The 21,776-nt window shown below is 67.9% G+C and carries 22 protein-coding genes; 15 read left to right on the plus strand and 7 right to left on the minus strand.

From position 1 onward, the window contains the following. The first annotated feature begins 25 nt into the window (after positions 1-25). Complete coding sequence (locus tag BSZ36_RS18920) at positions 26-676, plus strand: hypothetical protein (protein WP_143536824.1); 651 nt, start codon at positions 26-28, stop codon at positions 674-676. Here the strand turns inward: BSZ36_RS18920 and wbaP are convergent. After that, entirely contained in the window at positions 673-2,142 is a 1,470-nt protein-coding gene (gene wbaP / locus BSZ36_RS09025) for an undecaprenyl-phosphate galactose phosphotransferase WbaP (protein WP_094548106.1), read from the minus strand. The two genes, BSZ36_RS18920 and wbaP, sit on opposite strands and share 4 nt — an antisense overlap. Positions 2,143-2,337: 195 nt before the next feature. Between wbaP and BSZ36_RS09030 the strand changes: the two genes are divergently transcribed. The 4 genes from BSZ36_RS09030 to BSZ36_RS09045 all read left to right on the plus strand — a co-directional run bounded on the left by BSZ36_RS09030 (position 2,338) and on the right by BSZ36_RS09045 (position 7,522). Beyond that, on the plus strand, positions 2,338-2,877 hold the full coding sequence (locus tag BSZ36_RS09030) for a DinB family protein (RefSeq protein ID WP_143536825.1): 540 nt from the start codon (positions 2,338-2,340) through the stop codon (positions 2,875-2,877). A 92-nt stretch (positions 2,878-2,969) separates the two neighbouring features. Next, positions 2,970-5,015 (plus strand): hypothetical protein, encoded by a 2,046-nt coding sequence (locus tag BSZ36_RS09035; RefSeq protein WP_094548112.1) that lies wholly within the window; start codon positions 2,970-2,972, stop codon positions 5,013-5,015. A gap of 140 nt (positions 5,016-5,155) precedes the next feature. After that, positions 5,156-6,283 (plus strand): purple acid phosphatase family protein, encoded by a 1,128-nt coding sequence (locus BSZ36_RS09040; RefSeq protein WP_094548114.1) that lies wholly within the window; start codon positions 5,156-5,158, stop codon positions 6,281-6,283. A 45-nt stretch (positions 6,284-6,328) separates the two neighbouring features. Then, entirely contained in the window at positions 6,329-7,522 is a 1,194-nt protein-coding gene (locus tag BSZ36_RS09045; RefSeq protein ID WP_094548117.1) for an SGNH/GDSL hydrolase family protein, read from the plus strand. On the opposite strand, the gene BSZ36_RS09050 is transcribed toward BSZ36_RS09045, so the two are convergent. Together BSZ36_RS09050 and BSZ36_RS09055 are read right to left on the minus strand one after the other, a co-directional pair. Further along, a complete protein-coding gene (locus tag BSZ36_RS09050) occupies positions 7,467-7,775 on the minus strand; it encodes a hypothetical protein (protein ID WP_094548120.1) in 309 nt (102 codons plus the stop codon). The genes BSZ36_RS09045 and BSZ36_RS09050 overlap by 56 nt on opposite strands. Further along, positions 7,775-8,113 (minus strand): hypothetical protein, encoded by a 339-nt coding sequence (locus BSZ36_RS09055; RefSeq protein ID WP_094548123.1) that lies wholly within the window; start codon positions 8,111-8,113, stop codon positions 7,775-7,777. Before BSZ36_RS09055 ends, BSZ36_RS09050 begins: the two co-directional genes overlap by 1 nt. A 205-nt stretch (positions 8,114-8,318) precedes the next feature. On the opposite strand from BSZ36_RS09055, the gene BSZ36_RS09060 reads away from it, so the two are divergent. After that, positions 8,319-8,816 (plus strand): hypothetical protein, encoded by a 498-nt coding sequence (locus BSZ36_RS09060; protein WP_094548126.1) that lies wholly within the window; start codon positions 8,319-8,321, stop codon positions 8,814-8,816. A gap of 25 nt (positions 8,817-8,841) precedes the next feature. On the opposite strand, the gene BSZ36_RS09065 is transcribed toward BSZ36_RS09060, so the two are convergent. Further along, positions 8,842-10,113 (minus strand): hypothetical protein, encoded by a 1,272-nt coding sequence (locus BSZ36_RS09065; RefSeq protein ID WP_143536826.1) that lies wholly within the window; start codon positions 10,111-10,113, stop codon positions 8,842-8,844. Beyond that, positions 10,103-10,732 carry a hypothetical protein gene (locus BSZ36_RS09070; protein WP_094548132.1) on the minus strand — a complete coding sequence of 210 codons (630 nt, stop codon included), beginning with the start codon at positions 10,730-10,732 and terminating at the stop codon, positions 10,103-10,105. The genes BSZ36_RS09065 and BSZ36_RS09070 overlap by 11 nt, the downstream gene beginning before the upstream one ends. Before the next feature lie 320 nt (positions 10,733-11,052). Between BSZ36_RS09070 and BSZ36_RS09075 the strand changes: the two genes are divergently transcribed. Both BSZ36_RS09075 and BSZ36_RS09085 read left to right on the plus strand, forming a co-directional pair. Continuing rightward, positions 11,053-11,718: a hypothetical protein gene (locus BSZ36_RS09075; protein WP_094548135.1), complete on the plus strand. Its 666-nt coding sequence runs from the start codon at positions 11,053-11,055 to the stop codon at positions 11,716-11,718. Between the two features lie 913 nt (positions 11,719-12,631). Continuing rightward, positions 12,632-12,826 (plus strand): hypothetical protein, encoded by a 195-nt coding sequence (locus BSZ36_RS09085; RefSeq protein ID WP_094548140.1) that lies wholly within the window; start codon positions 12,632-12,634, stop codon positions 12,824-12,826. 134 nt (positions 12,827-12,960) lie between these two features. Here the strand turns inward: BSZ36_RS09085 and BSZ36_RS09090 are convergent, their stop codons facing one another. Then, positions 12,961-14,109: a DNA double-strand break repair nuclease NurA gene (locus BSZ36_RS09090; RefSeq protein WP_094548143.1), complete on the minus strand. Its 1,149-nt coding sequence runs from the start codon at positions 14,107-14,109 to the stop codon at positions 12,961-12,963. A 161-nt stretch (positions 14,110-14,270) separates the two neighbouring features. Here BSZ36_RS09090 and hemW point away from each other — a divergent pair, with 161 nt between their 5' ends. After that, positions 14,271-15,443 (plus strand): radical SAM family heme chaperone HemW, encoded by a 1,173-nt coding sequence (gene hemW / locus BSZ36_RS09095; protein WP_218827620.1) that lies wholly within the window; start codon positions 14,271-14,273, stop codon positions 15,441-15,443. Positions 15,444-15,503: 60 nt separating this feature from the next. Next, positions 15,504-16,022 carry a DUF192 domain-containing protein gene (locus BSZ36_RS09100; protein WP_094548147.1) on the plus strand — a complete coding sequence of 173 codons (519 nt, stop codon included), beginning with the start codon at positions 15,504-15,506 and terminating at the stop codon, positions 16,020-16,022. Positions 16,023-16,264: 242 nt separating this feature from the next. Here BSZ36_RS09100 and BSZ36_RS09105 read toward each other — a convergent pair whose 3' ends face one another. Next, complete coding sequence (locus BSZ36_RS09105) at positions 16,265-16,618, minus strand: HesB/IscA family protein (protein WP_094548149.1); 354 nt, start codon at positions 16,616-16,618, stop codon at positions 16,265-16,267. A 170-nt stretch (positions 16,619-16,788) separates the two neighbouring features. On the opposite strand from BSZ36_RS09105, the gene sufB reads away from it, so the two are divergent. The 5 genes from sufB (at position 16,789) to BSZ36_RS09130 (ending at position 21,686) form a co-directional block, all read left to right on the plus strand. Beyond that, positions 16,789-18,252: a Fe-S cluster assembly protein SufB gene (gene sufB / locus BSZ36_RS09110; RefSeq protein ID WP_094548151.1), complete on the plus strand. Its 1,464-nt coding sequence runs from the start codon at positions 16,789-16,791 to the stop codon at positions 18,250-18,252. A gap of 87 nt (positions 18,253-18,339) precedes the next feature. Further along, entirely contained in the window at positions 18,340-19,107 is a 768-nt protein-coding gene (gene sufC, locus BSZ36_RS09115) for a Fe-S cluster assembly ATPase SufC (protein WP_094548154.1), read from the plus strand. Positions 19,108-19,192: 85 nt separating this feature from the next. Then, a complete protein-coding gene (sufD, locus tag BSZ36_RS09120) occupies positions 19,193-20,512 on the plus strand; it encodes a Fe-S cluster assembly protein SufD (RefSeq protein ID WP_094548156.1) in 1,320 nt (439 codons plus the stop codon). 28 nt (positions 20,513-20,540) lie between these two features. After that, complete coding sequence (locus BSZ36_RS09125) at positions 20,541-20,978, plus strand: iron-sulfur cluster assembly protein (protein WP_094548158.1); 438 nt, start codon at positions 20,541-20,543, stop codon at positions 20,976-20,978. Between the two features lie 270 nt (positions 20,979-21,248). Continuing rightward, entirely contained in the window at positions 21,249-21,686 is a 438-nt protein-coding gene (locus BSZ36_RS09130; RefSeq protein ID WP_094548160.1) for a VOC family protein, read from the plus strand. The last annotated feature ends 90 nt before the right edge of the window (positions 21,687-21,776 follow it).

Below are 21,776 nucleotides of genomic sequence, written 5' to 3' on the forward strand. Positions count from 1 at the left end.
CTCGTGTCCCCTCTCGCCACACGCCATGGCCCTCTTCGGCTCCTCCTCTCCCCCCGAAACCTTTCCCGAGGTCCGCGCGACCGACCTCGACGGCAAGGAACTCACCCTTCCCGCCGACCTCCCGGCGCCTCTGGCGCTCGTGATCGTGCTGTTCCAAGACGACCTGGACCCGCTCGCGGACCAATGGGCGCGGCTCGGCGACGAGATCGCGGCGCAGCACGCCGGGCAGATGGCCGTTGTCGAAACGCCCGTTGTCGGCCGCGGGATGAAGCTGTTCGGCTCCCTCGCGACGATGGGCATCCGCGGCCAGGTGGATGATGACGCGGAGCACGCGCGGACGCTGCCGATCTACGTGGACAAAAAGCCGTTCCGCAAAACGCTCAAGCTCTCCAAGGAGGCGGACGTGTACCCGTTTCTCGTCGAGCGCGCGACCGGCGCCATCCTATGGGCCGGTGAGGGCGCGATCGACATGCACGAGGTGCAGAGCCTGGAGGCCGCCGTCTCCGCCGCCATCTCGCGACTGCCTGCGTCCCCGTTACCCGAGGCGGAGCCGCCGTCCACGGATACGACGCCGTCCATGGCGCCACGGGACACCCCGGGCGGGCTCGCCGACCCCGCTGGGGACGCACCCGATGCCGCTCCGCCAGAGGCCTCTGGCGACGACGTAAAAGGCTAGTACGCGCCGGATCCCTTGAGGACGACGCGGACCGTCCGCACGAGGATGACCGCGTCCAACCACAGCGACCAGTTGCGGACGTAGTACGGGTCCCACCGCTCCATGCCGGTGTTGCCACTGTCGCTGCGGCCCGATACCTGCCACATGCCCGTAATGCCGGGCCGGACGCGCTCGCGCAGGTTTCGGACACGGGCGTGCAACTCCTCGTGGTGGTACGCCGGAAGCGGACGCGGGCCAACAAGGCTCATGTCGCCGCGGAGCACGTTGAACAGCTGCGGCAACTCGTCCATGCTCGTCTTGCGCAGGAACGCCCCCACCTTCGTGATCCGCGGATCGTGTTCGAGCTTGAAGTACGTCTCCCACTCCTCGCGTAGAGCGCTGTCCTCCTCCATCGCTTTCGCCAGCACGGCCTCGGCGTTGGGGACCATCGTGCGGAGCTTCCAGGCGCGGAACGTCTGGCCGTCGAGCCCGATCCGCTCCTGCCCGTAGAACGGCGTCGTGCGGTCCTCGAGCCAGATCGCGAGGGACAGGAGCCCGACGACGGGGACCCAGAACGGCGCGAGAAGGACCATGACCGAGAGGTCGAACGCGCGCTTGACGAACCGCGCGGCGGGCTGCGTGAGCGTGGCCGTGATCTCCAGTCCCAGGATGCCCGCGAAGTCGCGCGGGCGCACGCTCAGACTCGGCGCGTCGAGGATCTCGGGGACGACGACGACCGTGGGGTAAATCGCCAGAGGCCCTTCCAAGAGCAGCGACTGCCGCTCGCGGTCCGCCTCCGGCAGCGCGAGGAACGCCACAGCGGCCTCTGGCGCCACGCGTTCCATGTCGCCGACGATGGGCACGGTATCGAGGTAGCCGCCCCAGCGGTCGGGGTCCTCGTCGAACACGGCGACGGGCTTGTAGCCCATGCCGATCTCCTCCTGCAGTTGGCGCACGATGCGAGAGCCCGCCTCACCCGCGCCGTAGATCACCGCCGGCACGCCCCAGGCGTCTCGGCGAATAAGCAGGTCTTTGGCCTTGATCCGCATCAGCGGCACGATCACGAGGCTGAGCACCGCAGCCACACCGAGCGTGAGCCGGCTGGAATCCAGCAGGACCGACGAGTGCCGCACCATCCAAATACCGAGCGCGGTCGCCACGAAGGCGCCGACAAGCGTGATGGTCTGGCGGCGGAACTCCTCTACGGCGCCCAGGCCCCAGCCGGGCAGCAGGCGCCAGAGGGCGGCTCCGGCGAGATAAAGCGGGATCGCCGCCCACCCCGCGCCGACGACCATCTGCGGCTCGCCCGCCCAGAGCAAGCGGACGCCGCCGGCCAAGACCAGCGCAAGCGTGAGTCCCAGCGCCTCGGCTCCCCCCAGAACGGCCGAGTTCAAGGCCGCGCGCCGCGCGTGCGCAGCCGCGTGCCGCTTCGCCAGCGCGAGGCGGCTGCGAAAAGGTCGGGACGTATCGAGGACGAGCGTTTCCATCGGATCGGGGGGTCTGGCCTCTGGCGGATCAACAACCGCTCCGCGCGAGTGGGACCGTCTACGCAACCGGGTTCTGCAATTCCCCAGCGACGCCAGAGGCGTGCAAACCCTGCCTGAGGGTACGGCGCCGCGGCGTTTCGTCCATGCGAAGACCGGGTGGGGTTCCGTCCCGCCGTGCGGATCGCGCGCCTCCACATGATGACCACCGACGCCCTCCTTCTCGACACCGAGCACCGCTTGTTCACTGAGCGCTTCGACGCGTTCGCGCCCGAGGCCCGCCTCTGGCGGCCCGGTCCCGAGCAGTGGAACGCGAACGACGTGATGGAGCACCTCGTGCGCGTGGAGGAGGGCCTGATCGTCGGGTTAGAGCGCCAGATCGCCGCAGGCGAGGGCCGCCGAGACGTGGGTGTTCCCTCGCCAGAGGCGCTGGAGGCGGTCCGCAGGTTTCTGCGCTCCGGCGGGCGCACGCGCGTTCCGGCACGCGCCACTGCGCACATCACGCCGCAGGGCGACGACCCCTGCGAGGTGCGCGAGCGCTGGGACCGCCTCCCGAGCCGCTGGCGCGAGGCCCTCGGCTCCGTCCCCGAAGCGCTTGCCGACGTGGGCCTTCTCCTCCACCCGCGCGCGGGCGCAATCACCGCCCGGGGGGCCGCCCTGTTCGCGACCGACCACCGAGCGCACCACGCCGCGCAACTGAAGCGGCTCCAAGAGGCCGAGGGCTTCCCCGGCGGCTGACGCCAGAGGCCGGCTCCGCGCGAGAGGTCGGATCTGGAGGTGGCAACTTTGGACGCCGAGGGCGATCCTGTCGGCTCCCTCCCGCCGCTTCCATGCGCCTCCGCCTCGCCCTCGCCGCGCTTCTCCTCACGCCGCTCGCCTCTGGCGCCCAGCCTTCCGCCGATGTCCCGGTCAAGCGGGTGATTCTGTTCACGTCTGGCGTGGGCTACTTCGAGCACGACGGGCGCGTCAGCGGCGACGCCGACCTCACGTTGCGTTTCGAGCAGAGCGCGCTGGACGACGTGATCAAGTCGCTCGTCGTGGAGGACCAGCAGGGCCGCGTGAGCGAGGTTGTGTACCCGTCGCAGGCGCCGCTGGAGCGCCGGCTGCAAGCGTTCGCGGTCGACCTCTCGGGTGTAGGCGGCATCGCGTCACTCTTGACGCAGATGCGCGGCGCGGCGCTCGAAGTGGAGACCGCCGCGGGCACGTTCCGTGGGCCTCTGGCGAGCGTGGACGGCCCGACGGGCGGCGAGAACGATCCCGGCGTGCGGCTGACGATTCTCACCTCGGGCGGACTCCGCACGATCCAACTCTCGGACGCGCGCCGCGTCGAGATCCTCGATGCCGAGCTTCGCGCCGAGGTGGAGGGCGCGCTGATGGCGCTCGCCGAGGGCAGCAGCGGCGAGCGCAAGCCGGTGACGGTCCGCTTCCGCGGCTCGCGCCAGAGGCCGGTCAAGCTGGGCTACGTCGTTGAGTCCCCCGTCTGGAAGACGACGTACCGGCTCGTCCTTCCGCAGCCGGGCGAGGCCGACGGCTACCTCCAGGGTTGGGCCGTGGTAGAGAACCCGACCGAGAGCGACTGGGACGACGTGCGCCTCGAACTCGTGAGCGGGCGGCCGATCTCGTTCGAGATGGACCTGTACTCGCCGCGATACCTCCAGCGGCCCACCGTGCAAATCCCGGACGACGCCTCTGGCGTGCGCCCGCGCACGTACGAGGATGGCGTGGGCGCCAATGGGGTTCAGAGTGAGAAAATCCAGAGCGCGCGTACTGTTTCAGGTGACGAGATGGAAAACCTACCTGCCCGAAGCGTCGCTGGCGTAACCGCTCTTCGAGGAGGCGTCCAAGCACCTGCGCCTCCGCCACCCGCTGCCGAGCCTCTGGCGCTGGATGCCGGCGTCGTCTCCAACGCGCAGGCGGGCGCACTCGGCGAGTTGTTCGCCTACATCCTAGACGGCATCTCCATCCCCCGGCGCGGGTCCGCGATGCTCCCTATCGTCACCGATGCCATCGGCACGGAGCGGCTAAGCGTCTACACGCCCGGCAGCGCCGGACGCCACCCTCTGCGCGGCGCGCGCATCACGAACCGGACGGACAAGCACCTCCGCGGCGGCCCCATCACCGTCTTCGACGACGGCTACGCCGGCGACGCGCTCCTCAACGACCTCGGCCCCGGCGACGACCGCCTCGTCACGTTCGCCGTCGATCAGGACGTGCTCGTCGATCCCGTTCCCGGCAGCCAGGATATAGGCGACGTGCAAACGGCAACCATCGCGGACGGCGTGCTCCGCATCGTACGCGAGCGCGTGCGCCGAACCGGCTACCGCATCGAGAACCGCGGCGAGCGTGACCGAACCGTTCTCGTTGAGCATCCCCGCATGAGCGGCGGCGCGCTCTCCAGCCTCACGGCCGAAGAGACCACGCCCGCGCTCTACCGCCTGCGAGTTGACGTGGCCCCTGGCGAGGCGGACACGCTGGTGGTCAACGAGACCGCGCCCCTTTCCGAGACCTACGCGCTCGCGTCGCAGACGCCGGAGCGCATCCTCGCGCTTGTCCGTACTACGTCGGGCCTCTCGCCAGAGGCCCGACGTATGCTGGAACGCGCTGCAGCGCTCGCCGAGGACGTCGCGACGGCGCAGCGCCGGTTGAACGCGTTGCAGAACGAGCGGGGCGAGATCTCGCGGGACCAGGACCGCATCCGCCAGAACCTCCAGGCCGTGGACAGCGACACCGACTACGGCCGCCGCCTCCTCGCAAAGCTGGACCAACAAGAGAGCCGGCTGGAGCAGTTGGACCGCGAGATCGAGCAGGCGCAGGCGGACCTCAACCGCCGCCAGCAAGCGCTCCGCGACGGCGTGCGCGGCATGAACGCGCGCTAACCACCAGCGGAGGGTCGTGCCCGCTTCGCGCCAGAGGCTAAGACGAGACGGCCTCTGGCGCCACGACCGAACTTCGCGGGCGTCCCGGCATACGTGTGCGTTCTTGAGGGCGTTGGCCCCGCGCCCGTGAACCCCCGATTATGCGCCGCTTCTCCCCTCTCCTGATCCTCTTGGGCATCCTGCCCGCCCTCCTGGCGGCCGGGTGCAGCGGCACGCCTACCGCCGTCGGCACGCGCGCCGACGAGTTCACGCCGGAGATCCTCGCGGACTACAAGGTGCCGGAGGAGTCCCAGGCGTTCTCGCCGGACGTCATGAACTTCCTCGTGGTCGGGGACTGGGGCCGAAACGGGTTCTTCAACCAGCGCGACGTGGCGGTCACGATGGGCGAGGTGGGCGCACGCATCAACAGCCGGTTCACGATCTCGACGGGCGACAACTTCTACACCGAGGGCGTGGACTCCATCGAGGACCCGAAGTGGGAGCGGTCGTTCGAGAACATCTACACCGCGCCCGCGCTTCAGAGCCGGTGGTACTCCGTGCTCGGCAACCACGACTGGCAAGGGGACTACCAGGCGCAGATCGACTACATGACGAAAAGCCCGCGGTGGCACATGCCCGCGCGCTACTACACCGAGACCGTTCAGGTGGACGACTCCACCCAGGCGCTCTTCGTCTACCTGGACACCACGCCGCTCAGTGAACGCGAGCCTCGGGGCAAGTACAACAAGACGGAGGACTGGGACCCTGAGGCGCAACTCGCGTGGCTGGACAAGACCCTGGCGGAGAGCGACGCGGCGTGGAAGATCGTGGTCGGCCACCACCCGATCTACGTCGGCTCGGTGCGCTACGAGGACAACCCGCGGTTGATTGAGAGCCTGGTGCCCATCTTCGAGAATCGCGGTGTGCAGGCGTACTTCGCGGGCCACGACCACAACCTCCAGCACCACCGCCCGGAGGGCTCACCGGTGGATTACTTCGTTTCTGGCGCGGGCTCGCTCACGCGCGGCGTGGTGCAAACGCCCAACACGCTGTTCGCGCTCCGCGTCTCGGGCTTTATGGCCGTCTCCCTCTTGCGGGAAAACCTCTACGTTCACGCATTCGAGGAGAACGGCCAGCTCGTCTACGCCACGTTTATCCCGCGCGTCCGCCCGGACCTCCACTCGGACCGCGAGATCGACGAAGAGACCGACCTGAGCGACCCCAAGGTGCGCGCCGACCAGGAGGCCGCCGAAGAGGACGACGGCGAAGGCACGCTCCGCACCCCCTAGCGACCCCGCCAGAGGCCGAGCCTCTGGCGCCCCGCTCCCCCGCTTGTGGACACGCCCGTTTCTGCCGACTCGCCTCTGGCGCCCCGCACGCGCCGGCTGTTCGGAATCGCGGCGGTGGGGATCGGGCTCGTCCTCGCGCTCGGCCTCGCCGAGGTGGCGCTGCGGCTTTTCGCGCCGCAGCCGGTGGGGCCTTCGCACCTCACGCTAGATGCAGATTTGGGCGTGATCCCCAAGCCCGGCCTCTCCGGGACGGTCCGCCTGCCGGGCATCTACACGTACACGTTCCACCACGACGCCCACGGCTTCCGCGAAACGCCGACCTCTACGGCCGACTCGACGGCGCCAGAGGTCCTGATCCTTGGCGACTCCTTCGCCTACGGCATGGGCGTGGAAGACGACCAAACCGCGGCCTCGCAGCTCGCGGGTGGGCTCTCCGCCAGAGGCATGGACGTGCGCGTGACCAACGCGGCACGCATCGGCGCCGGGCCGGGCTACGCGCTGCGGCTGCTCCAAACGCGCGGACGCCTCTGGCGCCCCGAGGTGGTGGTCTACCTCTTCTGCTACAACGACTACGCGAACCTCCAGCACGCGACGTACTTCGACGTGGGCGAGGACCGCACCCTCACGCCTGTCTCGCCGCGCGACACGCCGCGGCAGACGAAGACGCGATGGTCCCAGCTTCCGGGGGCGTACACGCTTCAAAGCCACTCTCACGTGGCCGGGCTGGTACGCCGCGTGGGCGTGGGGCTGTTCGGCGAGCGCCAGCCCGGTCCCAGCACGTTCGACCTCGACACGCTGAACACGCCTCTGGCGTACTCCGAGCCGCACCGCCAGTGGCTCAACGACGTGTACATGGAGGCGCTCAAAGCCGAGGTCGAATCGCGCGGCGGGCGCTTTTTGGCGTTCTACATCCCCAGCGCCGCCGAGGTGGCCGCCTTCCGCAGAACCGGCGTGCCGACCGAGGACCAGACGGCGTTTACGCAGATGCTGAGCCGCCAGGGCATCGACGGGCTCGCGTTTACCGAGCCTCTCGCGCAGACCGGAGAGCCCATTGCGCGGCTTTACTTCCCGGAGATCCACTGGCGCCCGCTAGGCCTCGGCGTGGCCGCAGGCGCGATGCTGGACCCCGTGCAGGCGGCGGTCTGCACGCAGACGCCAGAGGCCGGGGGATGCGCGACGGCACCTACGGTCGTTCGCCAGATCGTCGAGATGCGCGCCGGCCGCGGGTCCGGCGGATAAGGGCGTCGTAGCCCTGCTGGCTGAGCCAGATCTCGCCGTCGGTGTAGGCGGGGCGGACGTAGTAGGTGCCGGTGCGGTGGATGGGCGAGCCGTAGGCGGCGCACACGGCGTCCTCGGGCGGCGCGCCCCTTTGCCGACGCGAGGCGGCCTCTGGCGTGGGATCGGTCGTCTGGCGCCACCGGATGCGGCGCCAGCGGCGCTGGGCGAGGTCGTCCCAGACCTCGTCGCCGGGATCGGGCCGGACGGTGCTCATCAGGCGCGGTCGCGGGCGCGGAGTTCGTTGCGGCCGGAAGCCTCTGGCGCGAGGTCGTCGTCGAACGCCTCGGAGAGCGTGGACGCGTCGAGGCGTCCGTCGCCGAGGAGGAATTCGCGCTCCAGTTCGTCGATGCGGGCCGCCAGAGGCGCCGTCGCGTCGATCACGGCGTCCTGGATGAGCGCTTCGAGCTCGCTTTTACGCATCGCGCTCGAGGCCCCGCTGGATGCCCGCTCGGGCCTCTCGCGCGCGGGGCTAGAGTCGCGGAGCATCTTGATGCCTCGGAACACCGCCAGAGGCGCCAGGACGAAGAGGATGAACACGATGATGACTTCCATAACAGCGAGGAGCGGCGGGGGTGGCCGGAGACTACGGCGCAGCCTGGAGCCTGTTGCACGGGGCCGCTGACGCGAGAGGCGGTGACGCGCGCGGCTCGCAAGAGGCCTCGTGCGCCTCCCGCTCGAATCTCGCGCGAGGGCGCTCGCCAGAGGCGGCAAGGGCCTCTGGCGCCGTGATAGTTTGCGGCGCACCCCCGACGCTCCCATGGTTTTGCGCTTCGCCCTCCCCCTGCTCGCCCTCTTGCTGACGGCGGTCCCCTCCTCCGCCCAGAACGCGCCGGCCCGCATCGGCATCGGCATCGACGCGCTGGCGATCCCGGTCCGCAGCGGCGACGTGGACCCTTCGGTGGGGCTCGGCATCCGCGGACGCATCGCGCTGCCGGTCAACGCCGACCTCTCCGCCGCGGCGAGCCTGGGGATCTCGACCAGCCTCGCGAGCGACGCGGTCATCACGGCCACGCCGCAGGTGTCGATGATTGTGACGCTGCCGGGTGGAGAGAACTCGGTGCGCTACATCCTGGGCGGGTTCGGCGGCTACGTGCCCTTCTCCGGCGGCGGCGCGGGTCCGACGGTCCACCTCGGGTTTGGCTGGGCCGTTCCGCTTTCCGAGACCTCGCTGTACTTCGAGATCGATCCGGCACTCGTGGTGGGCTCGGACGCGCTCACGGTGGTCGTGCCGCTCCGCGCAGGCGTGATCTTCTAGGCGCGGGGCCTCTGGCGCCAGAGGCTCAGCAGCCGCCCCCGCCGCCCCGAAAGGCGTCCGTAAACCGGCCGCCGCGGAAGGTGACGATGAGGTAGCGGTAGACCTCGGTGCCTTCTTCGAGGAAGAGCGCTTCGGCGGCGCCGTCGGCATCGACGTCCAGCACGCCGAGCAGTGAGAGCGTGGCAAAGCCGCTGGGGCGGTCCGGTACGCGTTCGAAAAGGAGGCGCGGCGCCGTCGCTCCGGGCGATGCCGCAACGGCGAGGCTCCGCCGCCGTTCGCCCTCGCCGATGGTGAACACGCCCACGGCCTCGTCCTGGCCATCGCCGTCCAGGTCCGCCGCGATGGCGCGCTGCTGACGAAGCCGCTGCGTGTCCACGCCCGCGATCTCGAACCTCTGTCGCGCGACGCCCTCCAGCGCCCTCGCGAGCGGACGGTTGAGAGCGGTGCCCTCCGCCAGAGGCGCGCCCATCACGCTGGAGGTGGTGCCGAGGCGCGCCCAGCGCGCGGCCTCTGGCGTCGGCGGGTCGGCGTAGGCGGTGACGTACTGGCAACCGAGCAGGCTGGCGCGGACGCTATCGACGCGGACCTCGGCGGGCGGCTGGCCGGCGCCGAGCGCGTAGAGCTTGCTGCCGCGAGGCGCGAGGGCATCGGCTGCGGCTCGGTTCAGGCCTGTCTCCGCCGCGAGCGCGAGGCTGTCACTGGCAAACGTGGAGTCGAAAAGGGCGCGTGCGCGCTGCTCGTACGGCGCCAGAGGCGCGAGGTAGCGGCCGTTCTCATAGCGCGCGATGGGGCTGAAGGCGAGCGTGCGGCGGCGGATGGTGGAGTCGGAGAGGACGCGGACGGCGAACAGCGTCGCCTCGGCGTCGCCCGCGCGCCAGTTGGGGCCGGAGCGGCCTCCGCCCTCGAAAACCCAGTTGGGGGCCTCGCGCCGGTGGCGCAGGATCAGTTCGCCCTGGATGGAGCGCTTTTCGGCGCGGAGCGCGAGCGCGACGCGGGACCGCGCGACCCGTCCGCTGTCGTCCACTACCTGATCCACGATCCGAAGCTGGCGGATCTCCTCGGCCTCGATGGTCCACGGCCTCGCGCCCGAGCCGTCCTCGAAAAAGTCGAACCGGAGGCCGACAAGGTCCTCGCTGATCTGTTCGGTGCTCGGAGGATCTGGAAGCGCGACGGGTTCGGGCTCGTCCGCGCAGCCGCTGGCGAGGCACATCACCAGGAGCAGCACTCTCCCAGTCCTCTGGCGCCAGAGGCCCGAGGTGCCTATCGGGATGCGTCGCCACAGGCGGCTAGATGGCATCTTGCGCGCGGCGAAGGATGGAGGTGAGCCGCTCGTGGTCGTCGTCCAGCAGGCGGAGCAGCGCGCGGCCCGCCGCCAGAAGCACGGCGTCGCCTTCGTCGCCGCGGCCGTGAGCTTTGTAGAGGCCGCTGAGGACGGCCGCGATCAGGTCGTCGGCGGGGACGGCGGGGTCGGGGTGCCGCGCGAGGGTGCGGAGCGCGTCGAACGGCTCGCCGAGGAGGGCGACGGCCTCTGGCGCGCAGCAGCGCACGCGGTCGTGCAGCGCGGCGATGTGCGGCGGGAGCGACTGGCGGACGCGGGGGCGGCCGTCGGGGCGGCGCGAGGTTCCATCCCACCACCCGAGGATCTGCGCGCGGACGGTCGTGCGGATGAGCTCCTGGAGCTGAGGCATCTCGCGCTGGATGGTCTCGCGGTCCCAGCCGGCGCCCAGCGCCATCGCGCGGCGGCCGGGCTCCAGGCTCCCGGTCTCGGTGTGGCTCACGAGGGCGTAAACGATGGCGCCAGAGGCGATCTCGACCTCGATCCAGGTCCCGAACGCGGGCGGCTCGGCGTCGCGGTACGTCTCAGCGACGATCTCGCGGGTGCTGCTGGCGACGACTTCGGCGATGGGGGTGCTCATGCCGGAAGATCGCGCCTCTGGCGGGACGCGGCGCCAGAGGTTCGGTCCTCCCGGGCCTCTGGCGAGTGCGGTGTAGCGGGCCGGGGCGAACTCGTGCGCGCGGTGAATCCACCTGCGCCTGGAGGTCGCCAGAGGCGGTGCGGGCGGATTTCCGCTGGAGTTTGCGCGTGCGTAGGTTGGACGCTTTCCGGATGTTCTGACGCATGAAGTGCGCGAACCATCGCTTCATGCCGCCCAGCTTCCGCCTTTTGTCCCGATTCCGGACTTCAACCGGCACTCAGTGCCGCTGAAGTACTAGTTATGCAGATCACCCAACTCCGATGAACTACGGTTACCTCCCAAGCTGGATCAGCACTGAGTTGGAAAGGCTCGGTCGCCTTATCGAATATGTCAACGGCTTCCTGACGGATCAGGCGGCTGACGCTGAGGCGGCTCAGCAGACAGCCTTGGACGCTCACGTCGAAGCGCAGACCACTGACTCGTTTATGGACTTCTTTGCCGCAGGCATGGAGGCAAACGAAGTGTCTGAGGCGTTTCCCAATCTGATCTACGCCTCTCTCTTCCTCTCACTCTACTCGTTTCTTGAAAACACACTCGATCAACTCACCAAGTACCTAGCCCGTGAGGAGGGAGAGGGCAAGGTCACACCCAAGGAACTGAGTCATCGCGGAATCTTCCGGTCCCAGGTGTATCACCAGAAGGTGATGGACATCCCCTTTCCTGACCAAAGCGACGCTTGGGAGAGAGTCGAGGGCTACAACAGGGTCCGCAACTCATTGATTCATTCCTATGGCCGCGTCTCGGCGGACGGCGGTAGCAATGCGCTCCGCTCGTTCATCAGCGCAACCAATGGAGTCGAGATCGTAACTGGAAGCTGGAACCAAGAGCAGCTATCTCTCAACTACGACTTCGTGAAGCTGGCTTACGAGGATGTCGTATCGGTTTTGAGAGACCTGGCAGAGGTCTACGCCCAAAGATCTGCATAACCAGCGGCTGCAGGCCGACAACGGGCTCCAGCGCTCTTGCTTCGTCCGGGGCTCGGCGTCTACGTTGCCTTCCCTATGGTCCGCGGTCGTTGCCCGTTGCGGCTGAGCCGCCATCTGTTACACCGCGCTCCCGCTACTGTGGAATTGACCCTCGGTGACGGAACTTCGGTCCGGTCGCCCACCCCAGATCAGACCCGCGAGGCGCTGGTGGCGCTTGACGGGAGCCCCGATGCATTCGCGATTCTGGACCGGGGCGACGGGACGTTTGTGCAGGCGCACGGCTCACCTACTGGGGGCTTCCTTCTTGAGCATCACGCGACAAACGGGAAACACCATCGTGCGACTAACACCGCGCTTGCACTCTCGACGGTCGCCTCGGTGTTTGAGAGATTTGCCTCTGGCGCGCCCGACCCTCTCGCGCGGTTGTCAACCGTTGAGGTCAAGTTCGAGCCGCCGGACCCTGCCCCTCAACATCCTGCCCGGCCTCGTTGGGTGTCCGTCACGCTGATCGTGCTTGGCGGGATGCTGGCGACCACCGTTTTCTATGCTATCGTGCTTTGGGCTATCCACAGCGGACCTACAGGCCTTCGTCTGGTTATGGTTGCCTCGGCGGCACTTACGGGGGGAATGTTATGGGACGGGGTCAGACGAGGGGAGATGAATGGAAACAGCCGGGACACCGCTCCAGTGCTGTACTACCTATACCTAGCGTCTTACACCATGCTGTTCTGTGCAAGCGTGGGTGGTGCCCTGTTCTTCTAAACGCGCGCGGTGTAACCCGGCGCTGCAGCCGACGGAGGGCCGTGGCGTTCTCGCCTCCGCCAGAGGCCCGCGTCGTACGTTGCGCGCTCCCACTTTTGCGCTCGTTCGCCCTCCGCTGCTGAGCGCCAATCTGTTCTGCCGCGCTCCCATCATGCTCATTAAGGCACTGATCGTTCTTAGCCCGGTAGTGGTCATCGGCTCTAGCGTCGTGCTTTTCCTAGAGCGGGCTAAGATGAAAGACCCCGGCTTTTTTGAACTGAGCAAGAGCAGGAGGTCAGTAGCCGCGAGGGCGGTGTTCACGGCGTACGCCGCTTTACTCGTAGCGGCGGTTGTGCTCGGGTGGTAGCCTCCACGGCATCCCTATGTCTCTCGTAGCCGTCGAACCGCGCGCGGCAGAACCCACCGCTGCAGGCCTCCCGCGGACGAAGTCCACGCTCGGCCTGAGCCATCCCAGCGCCAGAGGCCTCTGGCGCCACACTGTTACACCCGCGGCACCTGCTTGGAGACGCTCTTGCCGCTGGCGTCCCCCGCCAAGCCATCGCGGCGCAAGCGGCCTGCGAGCAGGCGGAAGAACATCTCCCGCTCCTCCGCGCGGACCACGGCGCGTTCGTGCGCCTCTTGCAGGATGATCGGGTAGCCCCCCCCCTTCTCCGCCTGGTCCAGCAGGACCGAGTGGACGAGGTCCAGCCAGCCCGGCACGTTCGCAGCCCACGCAGGCATCTCCACGCGCGCCACCTCGCCCTTCAGGCGGAGGTAGAACGCTACGATCTGGTGCGGCCCGTACTGCGAGAGCACCTCGCTCCGGCTCTGGAACGTCGTGCTCCGTTCGCCCACCTCCAACACGCGTTCGAACAGGTGCCGGTCCAGCAGGCCGTGCAGGGAGTCATCGCCCGTGGCCCAGTCTTCCTCGCCTCGGTGCAAGCGGAGCAGGTTCACCACCTCCGCCGCGCCCGGCCGCGAGATGTACGACGCCAGAGGCACGCCGTCCTCTTGGAAGCGGTCGAGGATGGCGACGTAGCGCGCGAGCAGCGTCGTCTCCAGCGCGCGGTTTTTCATGCCGCGCAGCATCCAGCGGATGAGTGTGCCGTCCGCGAGGGCCACGATCTCGCGCCCGCTGCGGCGCTCCTCCACGGCCGTTTTGTGCAGCCAGTCCAGTTCCTGCTCGTCGCGCAGGGCCGAAACCACCTCCGCCGAGGCCTCTGGCGTGGCCGGGTCGTCCGGCGCCAGGTCGTCCAGATCGCCGCGCGAGTAGCGGAAGTCAGGCTCGGCGCGCATGAGCGGCGCGTCCAGCGTGCCGTAGTGCAGCGCGATCCGGCCGACGTTGAGGAGGTAGCACGCCGGGTCCGAGTGCCGGTCTGGGAAGATCTGGCTGCCGTCGGTCGCCACGACCGTGACCGTCGCGGGACGGCTGCCTGGAGCGGTGCCCACATCGGGCTGACCGAGCGGAATCCCACGCAGCGGCCCACGCCCCGCCTTCCGCGCGCGCTCTGCCAGAGGCTCCCAGTCCGGCGCGCACTCGTCCAGACACGCGCACGCCGTCTCCAGCCGCCACGCGTGGCGGTTTTGCTCCTGGCGCTGGTAGGCCGAGAAGTCGCCGAGTTGGCTCGCGAGGCGGGAGAAGTCGATCACAGAGAAGAGGCGGCGGCGGAGCCTGGAAGGTAGAATCCCGCCCCGGCGCGCGTCGCCGGCGCCAGGGGCCTCTGGCGTGGGCGCCCATTCCACCGCCTCTAGCGAGAACCCACCCAAACCTCGCAGCCGCGCGCACACTCCGGCACGCGCCAGAGGCGTACTTGCCTCGTCCCGCTTCCCGCTCCGCATTGGCCGGCCTCTACATCCACGTCCCCTTCTGCTCGCAGCGCTGCATCTACTGCGACTTCTATTTCACGACCACGAGCCGTGAGACGGGAGCCTTCGCGCGCGCCGCCGCGGTCGAGATCGAGGCGTACGGCAAGGAGTTCGGGTCCCGCGAGCCTCTGGCGACGATCTACTTCGGCGGCGGGACGCCCTCGCTGCTCCCGCCAGAGGACCTCGCGACGATCCTCAACGCCGTCCACGCGCACTTCGACACCTCGCAGGTGGAGGAGGTCACGCTGGAGGCGAACCCCGAGGACCTCACCGCCAGCGGCCTGGGCTCGCTTCGCGCGATGGGCGTCACGCGGCTCTCGCTCGGCGTGCAGTCGTTTTTCGACGAGGACCTCGCGTTCATGAACCGCGCCCACGACGCCGCCCAGGCCGAGCGCGCCGTGCAGATCGCCGCCGACACGTTCGACTCGTTCTCGGTCGACCTCATCTTCGGCGTGCCCGAGCAACCGTTCGAGCACTGGGGCGCGAACCTGGAGAAAGCGCTCCGCCTGGGCGCGCCGCACATCTCCGCGTACTCCCTCACCGTCGAGCCCAAGACGCCTCTGGCGAAACAGGTCCAACTCGGAACCGTGATTCCCGAGGGCGATGACGCGATGCTGGATCGCTACCTGTTTACCCACGAGTACCTGAAGGAGCGCGGCCTGGAGCACTACGAGGTCTCCTCGTTCGCCAAACCCGGCCACCACTCGCGCCACAACTCGCTCTACTGGGCACACCAGAACGTCCTCGCGATCGGCCCCAGCGCGCACGCGTTCTGGCGCGAGACCCGTAGCAAAGCGTGGCGGTGGGCCAACGTCGCCCACCTCGGCAGCTGGCGCGGACTGCTGGAATCCGGCCACCTCCCCGTCGACAACCGCGAGCAGCTCGGCGCCGACGCCCTCGCCGACGAGGCCATCCTGCTCGGCCTCCGCCGCCTCGACCTCGGCCTCGACCTCGACGTTCTGGAGCGCGACTACGGCGTCGATCTCTTGGTCGAAAAAGCCGACCTCCTCGCCTCTTTCGAGCGCGAATCTCTCCTCACCGTCCGCAACGGCCGCGTCCGCCTCACCCCCAGCGGCGCCGCCGTCGCCGACGCACTCGCCGTCCGCCTCGTCCGCTAGCCCCTGGCGCCCTTTCTCCCTTCGTTCCGTTTCGCCAGAGGCCCACGCCTCCCGATACACATGACTCGCTTCTTCTCTCTCATCCTGCTCGCGTCCCTGTTCGGTTGCCAGGAGTCCGCGCCCGAGCCCACGCCAGAGGCGCCTTCGGCCCCGTCCATCCCGTTCGACATCGCCGGGGACCTGACCTTCTCCCGCGATGGACAGCCTATCACCACCATCGCGATCGAGGTCGCGGACACGGACTCGCTGCGGATGCGCGGCATGATGGACCGCACAGAGATCCCGGACGCGACGGGCATGCTGTTCATCTTCCCCACCGCCGCGCCGCAGTCGTTCTGGATGCAGAACACGCCGAGCGCGCTCGACATCATGTATTTCGGCGCGGACTCGACGCTGATCAACGTGCAGGCCAACGCCGTCCCGTTCCAGACCAACCCGACGTATCCATCTGAGGGACCGGCGCAGTTCGTCGTCGAAACGCCTGCCGGGTTCGCCCGCCGGTACGGCCTAACGCCGGGTGTCCGCATCGACTGGGACCTCGACACCGAGGAAGCACCAGCGTCAGAGACAGCCCCCTGAACTCCCTACAGTTAGTTGCTAAGATGGAGCGAACATATCCTCTGCAGGAACTCACCTCCCCCGATCTAGCGTTAAGCTGTCAGAGATGGGGCCCGTAAGCCCCTCCCGCCACACCGCGTCGGTGGATCCTGTAAGATCCGTCGACGCGGTTATTTTATGCCCCTACGCGAAGGCGCTTTCCCTGCCTGAAACGCGGCCTCTGGCGCCAGAGGCCTGAGTGTCCGACGGTGGAAGGTGTCGCGCTAGAGCGAGAAGGACTCGCCGCACGCGCACGTCCGAACCGCTTGCGGATTGTGGAAGTGGAAGCCCTGGCCGTCCAGGCCGTCCGAGAAGTCCAGCGTCGTCCCCTCCACGTACGCGAGGCTCCGGGGGTCGAGCACGAACCGGAGGCCGTCGACTTCCACAGTCTCGTCGGCGTCCTGAACCGTGGTGTCCCAGCCGAGATCATACGTCAAGCCGGAGCAGCCGCCGGGCACGACCGCCACGCGGAGGTACTGCTCGGTCACGTCCACGCCGTCGCCGGCGGCGACCTGAACGAGCCTCTGGCGGGCGGACTCTGTGATCTGGAGCAGGGCGTCGGGGGCGGTCTCGGTCATGGGTTTACGCGGCGTTTGAGGGAAACTTAACCGGGTCTGGGCGGGTCCGTGGATCAGGTCTGGATAACATGCAGAGCGGCGAACGGTTGCCCTCTCGCGAGGGCTTCACATCGAGCGCGGAACGGTCGCCAGAGGCCCTTCGTCCGCACCTCAACACACACCGGAACACGATGCCGACGTATACCGAGCACGACTTCTTCGAGGACGTAGCCCAGGAGGGCTACAAGTACGGCTTCACGACCAACGTCGAGTCCGAGAAAGCGCCCAAGGGGCTCTCGGAGGACACCGTGCGGTTCATCTCCGCCAAAAAGGAAGAGCCGCAATGGCTGCTGGACATCCGCCTAAAGGCGCTCCGGCACTTTTTCAAGCTGCTCGACGAAGGTCACGAGCCTGACTGGGCGCACCTCGACATCCCCGCCATCGACTACCAGGACGCGTATTACTACGCGGCTCCGGGGTCAAAGGCCAAGTACGACAGCCTGGAGGACGTTCCCCAGGAGATCCTGGACGACTTCGCCAAGCTCGGCATCCCGCTCGGCGAGCAGGCCGCCCTCGCGGGCGTGGCTGTGGACGCCGTGATGGACTCCGTGAGCGTCGCGACGACGTTCAAGAAGGAACTGGCCGCGCAGGGCATCATCTTCTGCTCGTTTAGCGAGGCCGTGCAGGAGCACGAGGAGTTGGTGCGCGAGTACATGGGCTCGGTCGTCCCGTACACGGACAACCTGTTTGCCGCGCTCAACTCGGCGGTCTTCTCCGATGGCTCGTTCTGCTACATCCCCAAGGGCGTGCGCTGCCCGATGGAGCTGAGCACCTACTTCCGCATCAACGAGGCCAATACGGGCCAGTTTGAGCGGACGCTCATCATCTGTGAGGACGACGGCTACGTGAGCTACATGGAGGGCTGCACGGCTCCCATGCGCGAGGAGTACCAGCTCCACGCCGCGATCGTCGAGATCGTCGCCAAGGAGCGCTCCGAGGTCAAGTACAGCACCGTCCAGAACTGGTACCCCGGCTCGGCCGATGGCAAGGGCGGCGTCTACAACTTTGTGACCAAGCGCGCGATGTGCGCCGGCAACGACTCCAAGGTGACGTGGACGCAGCTCGAAACGGGCTCGGCCATCACGTGGAAGTACCCGTCCTGCATCCTCAAGGGCGACCGCTCGGTCGGTGAGTTCTACTCCGTGGCCTTCACCAAGGACCACCAGCAGGCCGACACCGGCACGAAGATGATCCACCTCGGCCGCGACACGCGCTCGACGATTATCTCGAAGGGCATCTCTGCCGGAGAGTCCAACAACTCGTACCGCGGCCTCGTCAAGGTCAACAAGAAGGCAGCCAACGCGCGCAACTTCTCGCAGTGCGACTCGCTGCTCATCGGCGACCAGTGCGGCGCGCACACCTTCCCGTACATCGAGATCAACAACGAGACGGCCAAGGTGGAGCACGAGGCCACGACCTCCAAGATCGGCGAGGACCAGATGTTCTACTGCACCGCCAGAGGCATCTCCGAGCAGGACGCGCTCAACCTCATCGTCAACGGCTACGCGAAGGAGATCCTCGCCAAGCTGCCGATGGAGTTCGCCGTCGAAGCCCAGAAGCTCCTCTCGGTCCAGCTCGAAGGCTCTGTAGGGTAATCCGTGATGCGGGACGCGTGAGGGGTTGCCCCATCACCGTCCCGCCGGATCTGACTCTCAACGCATCACGAATCACGCATTACACCCATGTCTCTCCTCTCGATCCAAAACCTCCACGCTCAGGTGGAGGACGCTGAAATCCTCCACGGTCTCTCGCTTGAGATCAACCCCGGCGAGGTCCACGCCATCATGGGGCCGAACGGCTCCGGCAAGTCCACGCTCGGTAACGTCCTCGCAGGCCGCGACGACTACGAAGTGACCGAGGGCTCGGTCACGTTCAAGGGCGAAGACCTCCTGGAGATGGCGCCAGAGGAGCGCACCCGCGAAGGGCTCTTCCTCGCGTTCCAGTACCCGGTCGAGCTTCCGGGCGTGAGCACGATGCAGTTTCTCCGCACGGCGGTGAACAGCATCCGCGAGCACCGCGGCGAGGCCGAGATGCCCGTCGGCGAGTTCCTCAAGCTGATGAAGGACAAGGCCGAGTACGTCAACTTGGACTACAAGCTGGTCCAGCGCGCCGTCAACGAAGGGTTCTCCGGTGGCGAGAAGAAGCGCGCCGAGATCTTCCAGATGGCGATCCTCGACCCGCAGCTCGCCATCCTCGACGAGACCGACTCCGGCCTCGACATCGACGCGCTCCGCGTCGTCTCTGACGGCATCAACAAGCTCCGCGACGCCAACCGCTCGTTCGTGCTCATCACGCACTACCAGCGCCTGCTGGAGTACGTCGAGCCCGACTTTGTGCACGTTCTCGTGGACGGCCGCATTGTCCGCTCCGGCGGTAAGGAGCTCGCCCTCGAGCTGGAGGAGAAGGGCTACGACTGGATCAAGAAGGAGACGGCGGCTGTCGCCGCATAAGTACGTATTGCGTCGTGCGTCCGGAGAGCCTCTGGCGCCGGACGCACGACGGTTTACGCAGTACGCACTACGCAATCGAACCATCATGCTAGACGTCACGACCCGCCCCGATCTTTTTGGCCAGGCTGCCGAGGAGTTCGACCGCGCCTTTTCCGGCGACGGGGCCCCTCGCCCTTTTGCAGACCTGCGCGCCAAATCGCGCCAGCACTTCGAGGCGCTCGGCCTGCCGACCAAGAAGCTGGAGGCCTGGAAGTACACCGACCTCCGCCCCGCTCTCAAAGAGGACTACCAGTTCGCCGCTGGCGACGGCACGAGCACCTTCGCGCCAGAGGCCATCGACGCCTTCGCGATCCCGGGGCTCGACGCGGCACGTCTCGTCGTCGTCAACGGCGCGGTGGTGGACGCTCTCTCCGACTTGTCGGCTCTCGGTGAGGGCGTGACGGTGGGCAGCCTGCGCGAGGCGGCGCAGGAGAATGGCGCCGTGATCGCCGAGTACTTCGGCAAGTTCACCGAGACGGACCAGAACGCGTTTGCCGCGCTCAACTCGGCCTTCGACCTGGACGGCTTTTTTGTCCACGTCGCCAAGGGCGTCGAGGTGAAAACGCCGATCCACGTGATCCACCTGGTGGAGGGCGACCAGCCGACGTTTGTCCAGACCCGCCACTTGGTGGTCGTGGAGGACAACGCTCGCGTGCGGATCGTGGAGAGCTACGTAGCCTCTGGCGAGACGCCGCAGTTCGGCAACCACCTGGTCGAGATCGCGGCCGGCCCCGGCTCCGCCGTGCGGCACGTGCGGATCCAGGACGAGGGCAGCCACGCGCACGCGATCACCACGACGAACGTCTACCAGGACCGCGACTCGGACGTGCACACGCACACGTTCACGTTCGACACCGGGCTCGTGCGCAACAACACGACGGCCGTATTGGGCGGCCCGGGTGGCAACCACACCGTTGGCGGCCTGTATATCCTGCACGGTGAGCAGCATGTCGACACGAGCACGCTCATCGACCACGAGGCGCCCGCCTGCGAGAGCAACGAGCTGTTCAAGGGCATCTGCTACGACAAGACGACCGGTGTCTTCAACGGCAAGGTCTTCGTCGCACGCCCCGCGCAGCAGACCAACGCGTACCAGCAGAGCCAGGGCGTCATCCTCTCGCCCGACGCGCGGCACTTTTCCAAGCCCGAGTTGGAGATCTACGCCGACGACGTGAAGTGCTCCCACGGATCCACGACCGGCGCCATCGACCCGGAGGCGCTGTTCTACCTCCGCGCCAGAGGCCTCTCCCTCTCGGACGCCCGCGCGCTGCTCCTCTACGCCTTCGCGCACGACGTCGTCGCGGAGTTGGAGAACGAGCCGCTCCAGGAGTTCCTCGACGCGCGCATCTCCGAGCGCCTGACCTAAGCGCCTCTGGCGCGCATCCCGCAGACCTATGGAAACGCCCGAGACCCCGACCGACGCGACGCCAGAGGCCCAGCCCACCGCGGCCTCTGGCGCGAGCGCTCCGTTCGAGCGCGATTTCCTGACGACCGGGCAAGAGGTGGACGACCTCTCCCCTCTGGAGGAGCAGATCAAGGCCGTGATGCGGTCGATCTACGACCCCGAGATCCCGGTGCCGATATGGGACCTCGGGCTGATCTATGGCTGGACCATCCAGGGCGCAGGGGAAGACCAGGGATCGGACGTGACGGTGCAGATGACGCTCACGGCGCCCAACTGCCCGGCGGCCGAAACGCTCCCCGTCGAAGTGGAGCAAGGCGTGAACGCCCTCGAAGGCGTCCGCCACGTCGTCATCGATCTTGTCTTTATCCCCACGTACTCGATGGAGATGATGAGCGACGAGGCTCGGCTGACGCTGGGCTTTATGTAGCCTCCGGCGAGAGAGGCAACGTCCTCGGGCGGGCGCACGAGACCGCCGCGGCCGGCTGTGCGGAGCCGGCAAATGTCTACGCCAGAGGCCGTGGGGCCGTATCGGGGCGTTCCCTTACGGTCTCGGAATCGAGCCCGGAGAGCTTTAGGGCGGACAAGTGTGGCAAAGAGGTTCCGGTGGGGTGCCGTGAAAGGGCGCCCCTTAAGGTGGCACGTACTCTGACATAACGAGCACTACCGGACGCCCCGGTCTCCCCCACAGCTCTCCCCCATGCCCGCCTCCCTCCCCCTGGCCGACTCGCCCCTCCGCGCCGCAGAGCGCACGCTGCGCAAACCCTCCACGGCCGTCTGGCTGCAGAGCGTTCGCGTTCGGACGAACCGCTTCGACGAGTCCCTGGCATTCTACGGCTCCCTTCTCGGCCTGTCGCTCCGCACCGTTCGTGTCCACCCGGTCTCGTCGGAGCTCTCCGCACAGATGACGGACGCCGAGGGCAACGACGTGCTCGAACTCGTCGAGACCGAGGCGGAGCAGGCCTCTGGCGGCCACGAACTCGCGTTCGGGATGCCGCGCCGGACATGGCACCTCCTGCGGGCGCGGTTGGACACGCAGAAGTGGCCGTACGAAACCGCCGGCGACTGCCTGTACCTCTCGGACGCCGACGGCACGTCGCTCCGCATCGAGTCGCTCGGCACGCTGGGGTACGCGTAGCGGCGTGCCCAGAAGGCTCGATCTGGCCCTCGTCGCGATAGGCGAACCGGGCGGCAAGCGCAGCCCGTGCGCGTAGATCGAACGTGGCAA

This window comes from Rubricoccus marinus, from assembly GCF_002257665.1.
Lineage (GTDB): Bacteria > Bacteroidota > Rhodothermia > Rhodothermales > Rubricoccaceae > Rubricoccus > Rubricoccus marinus.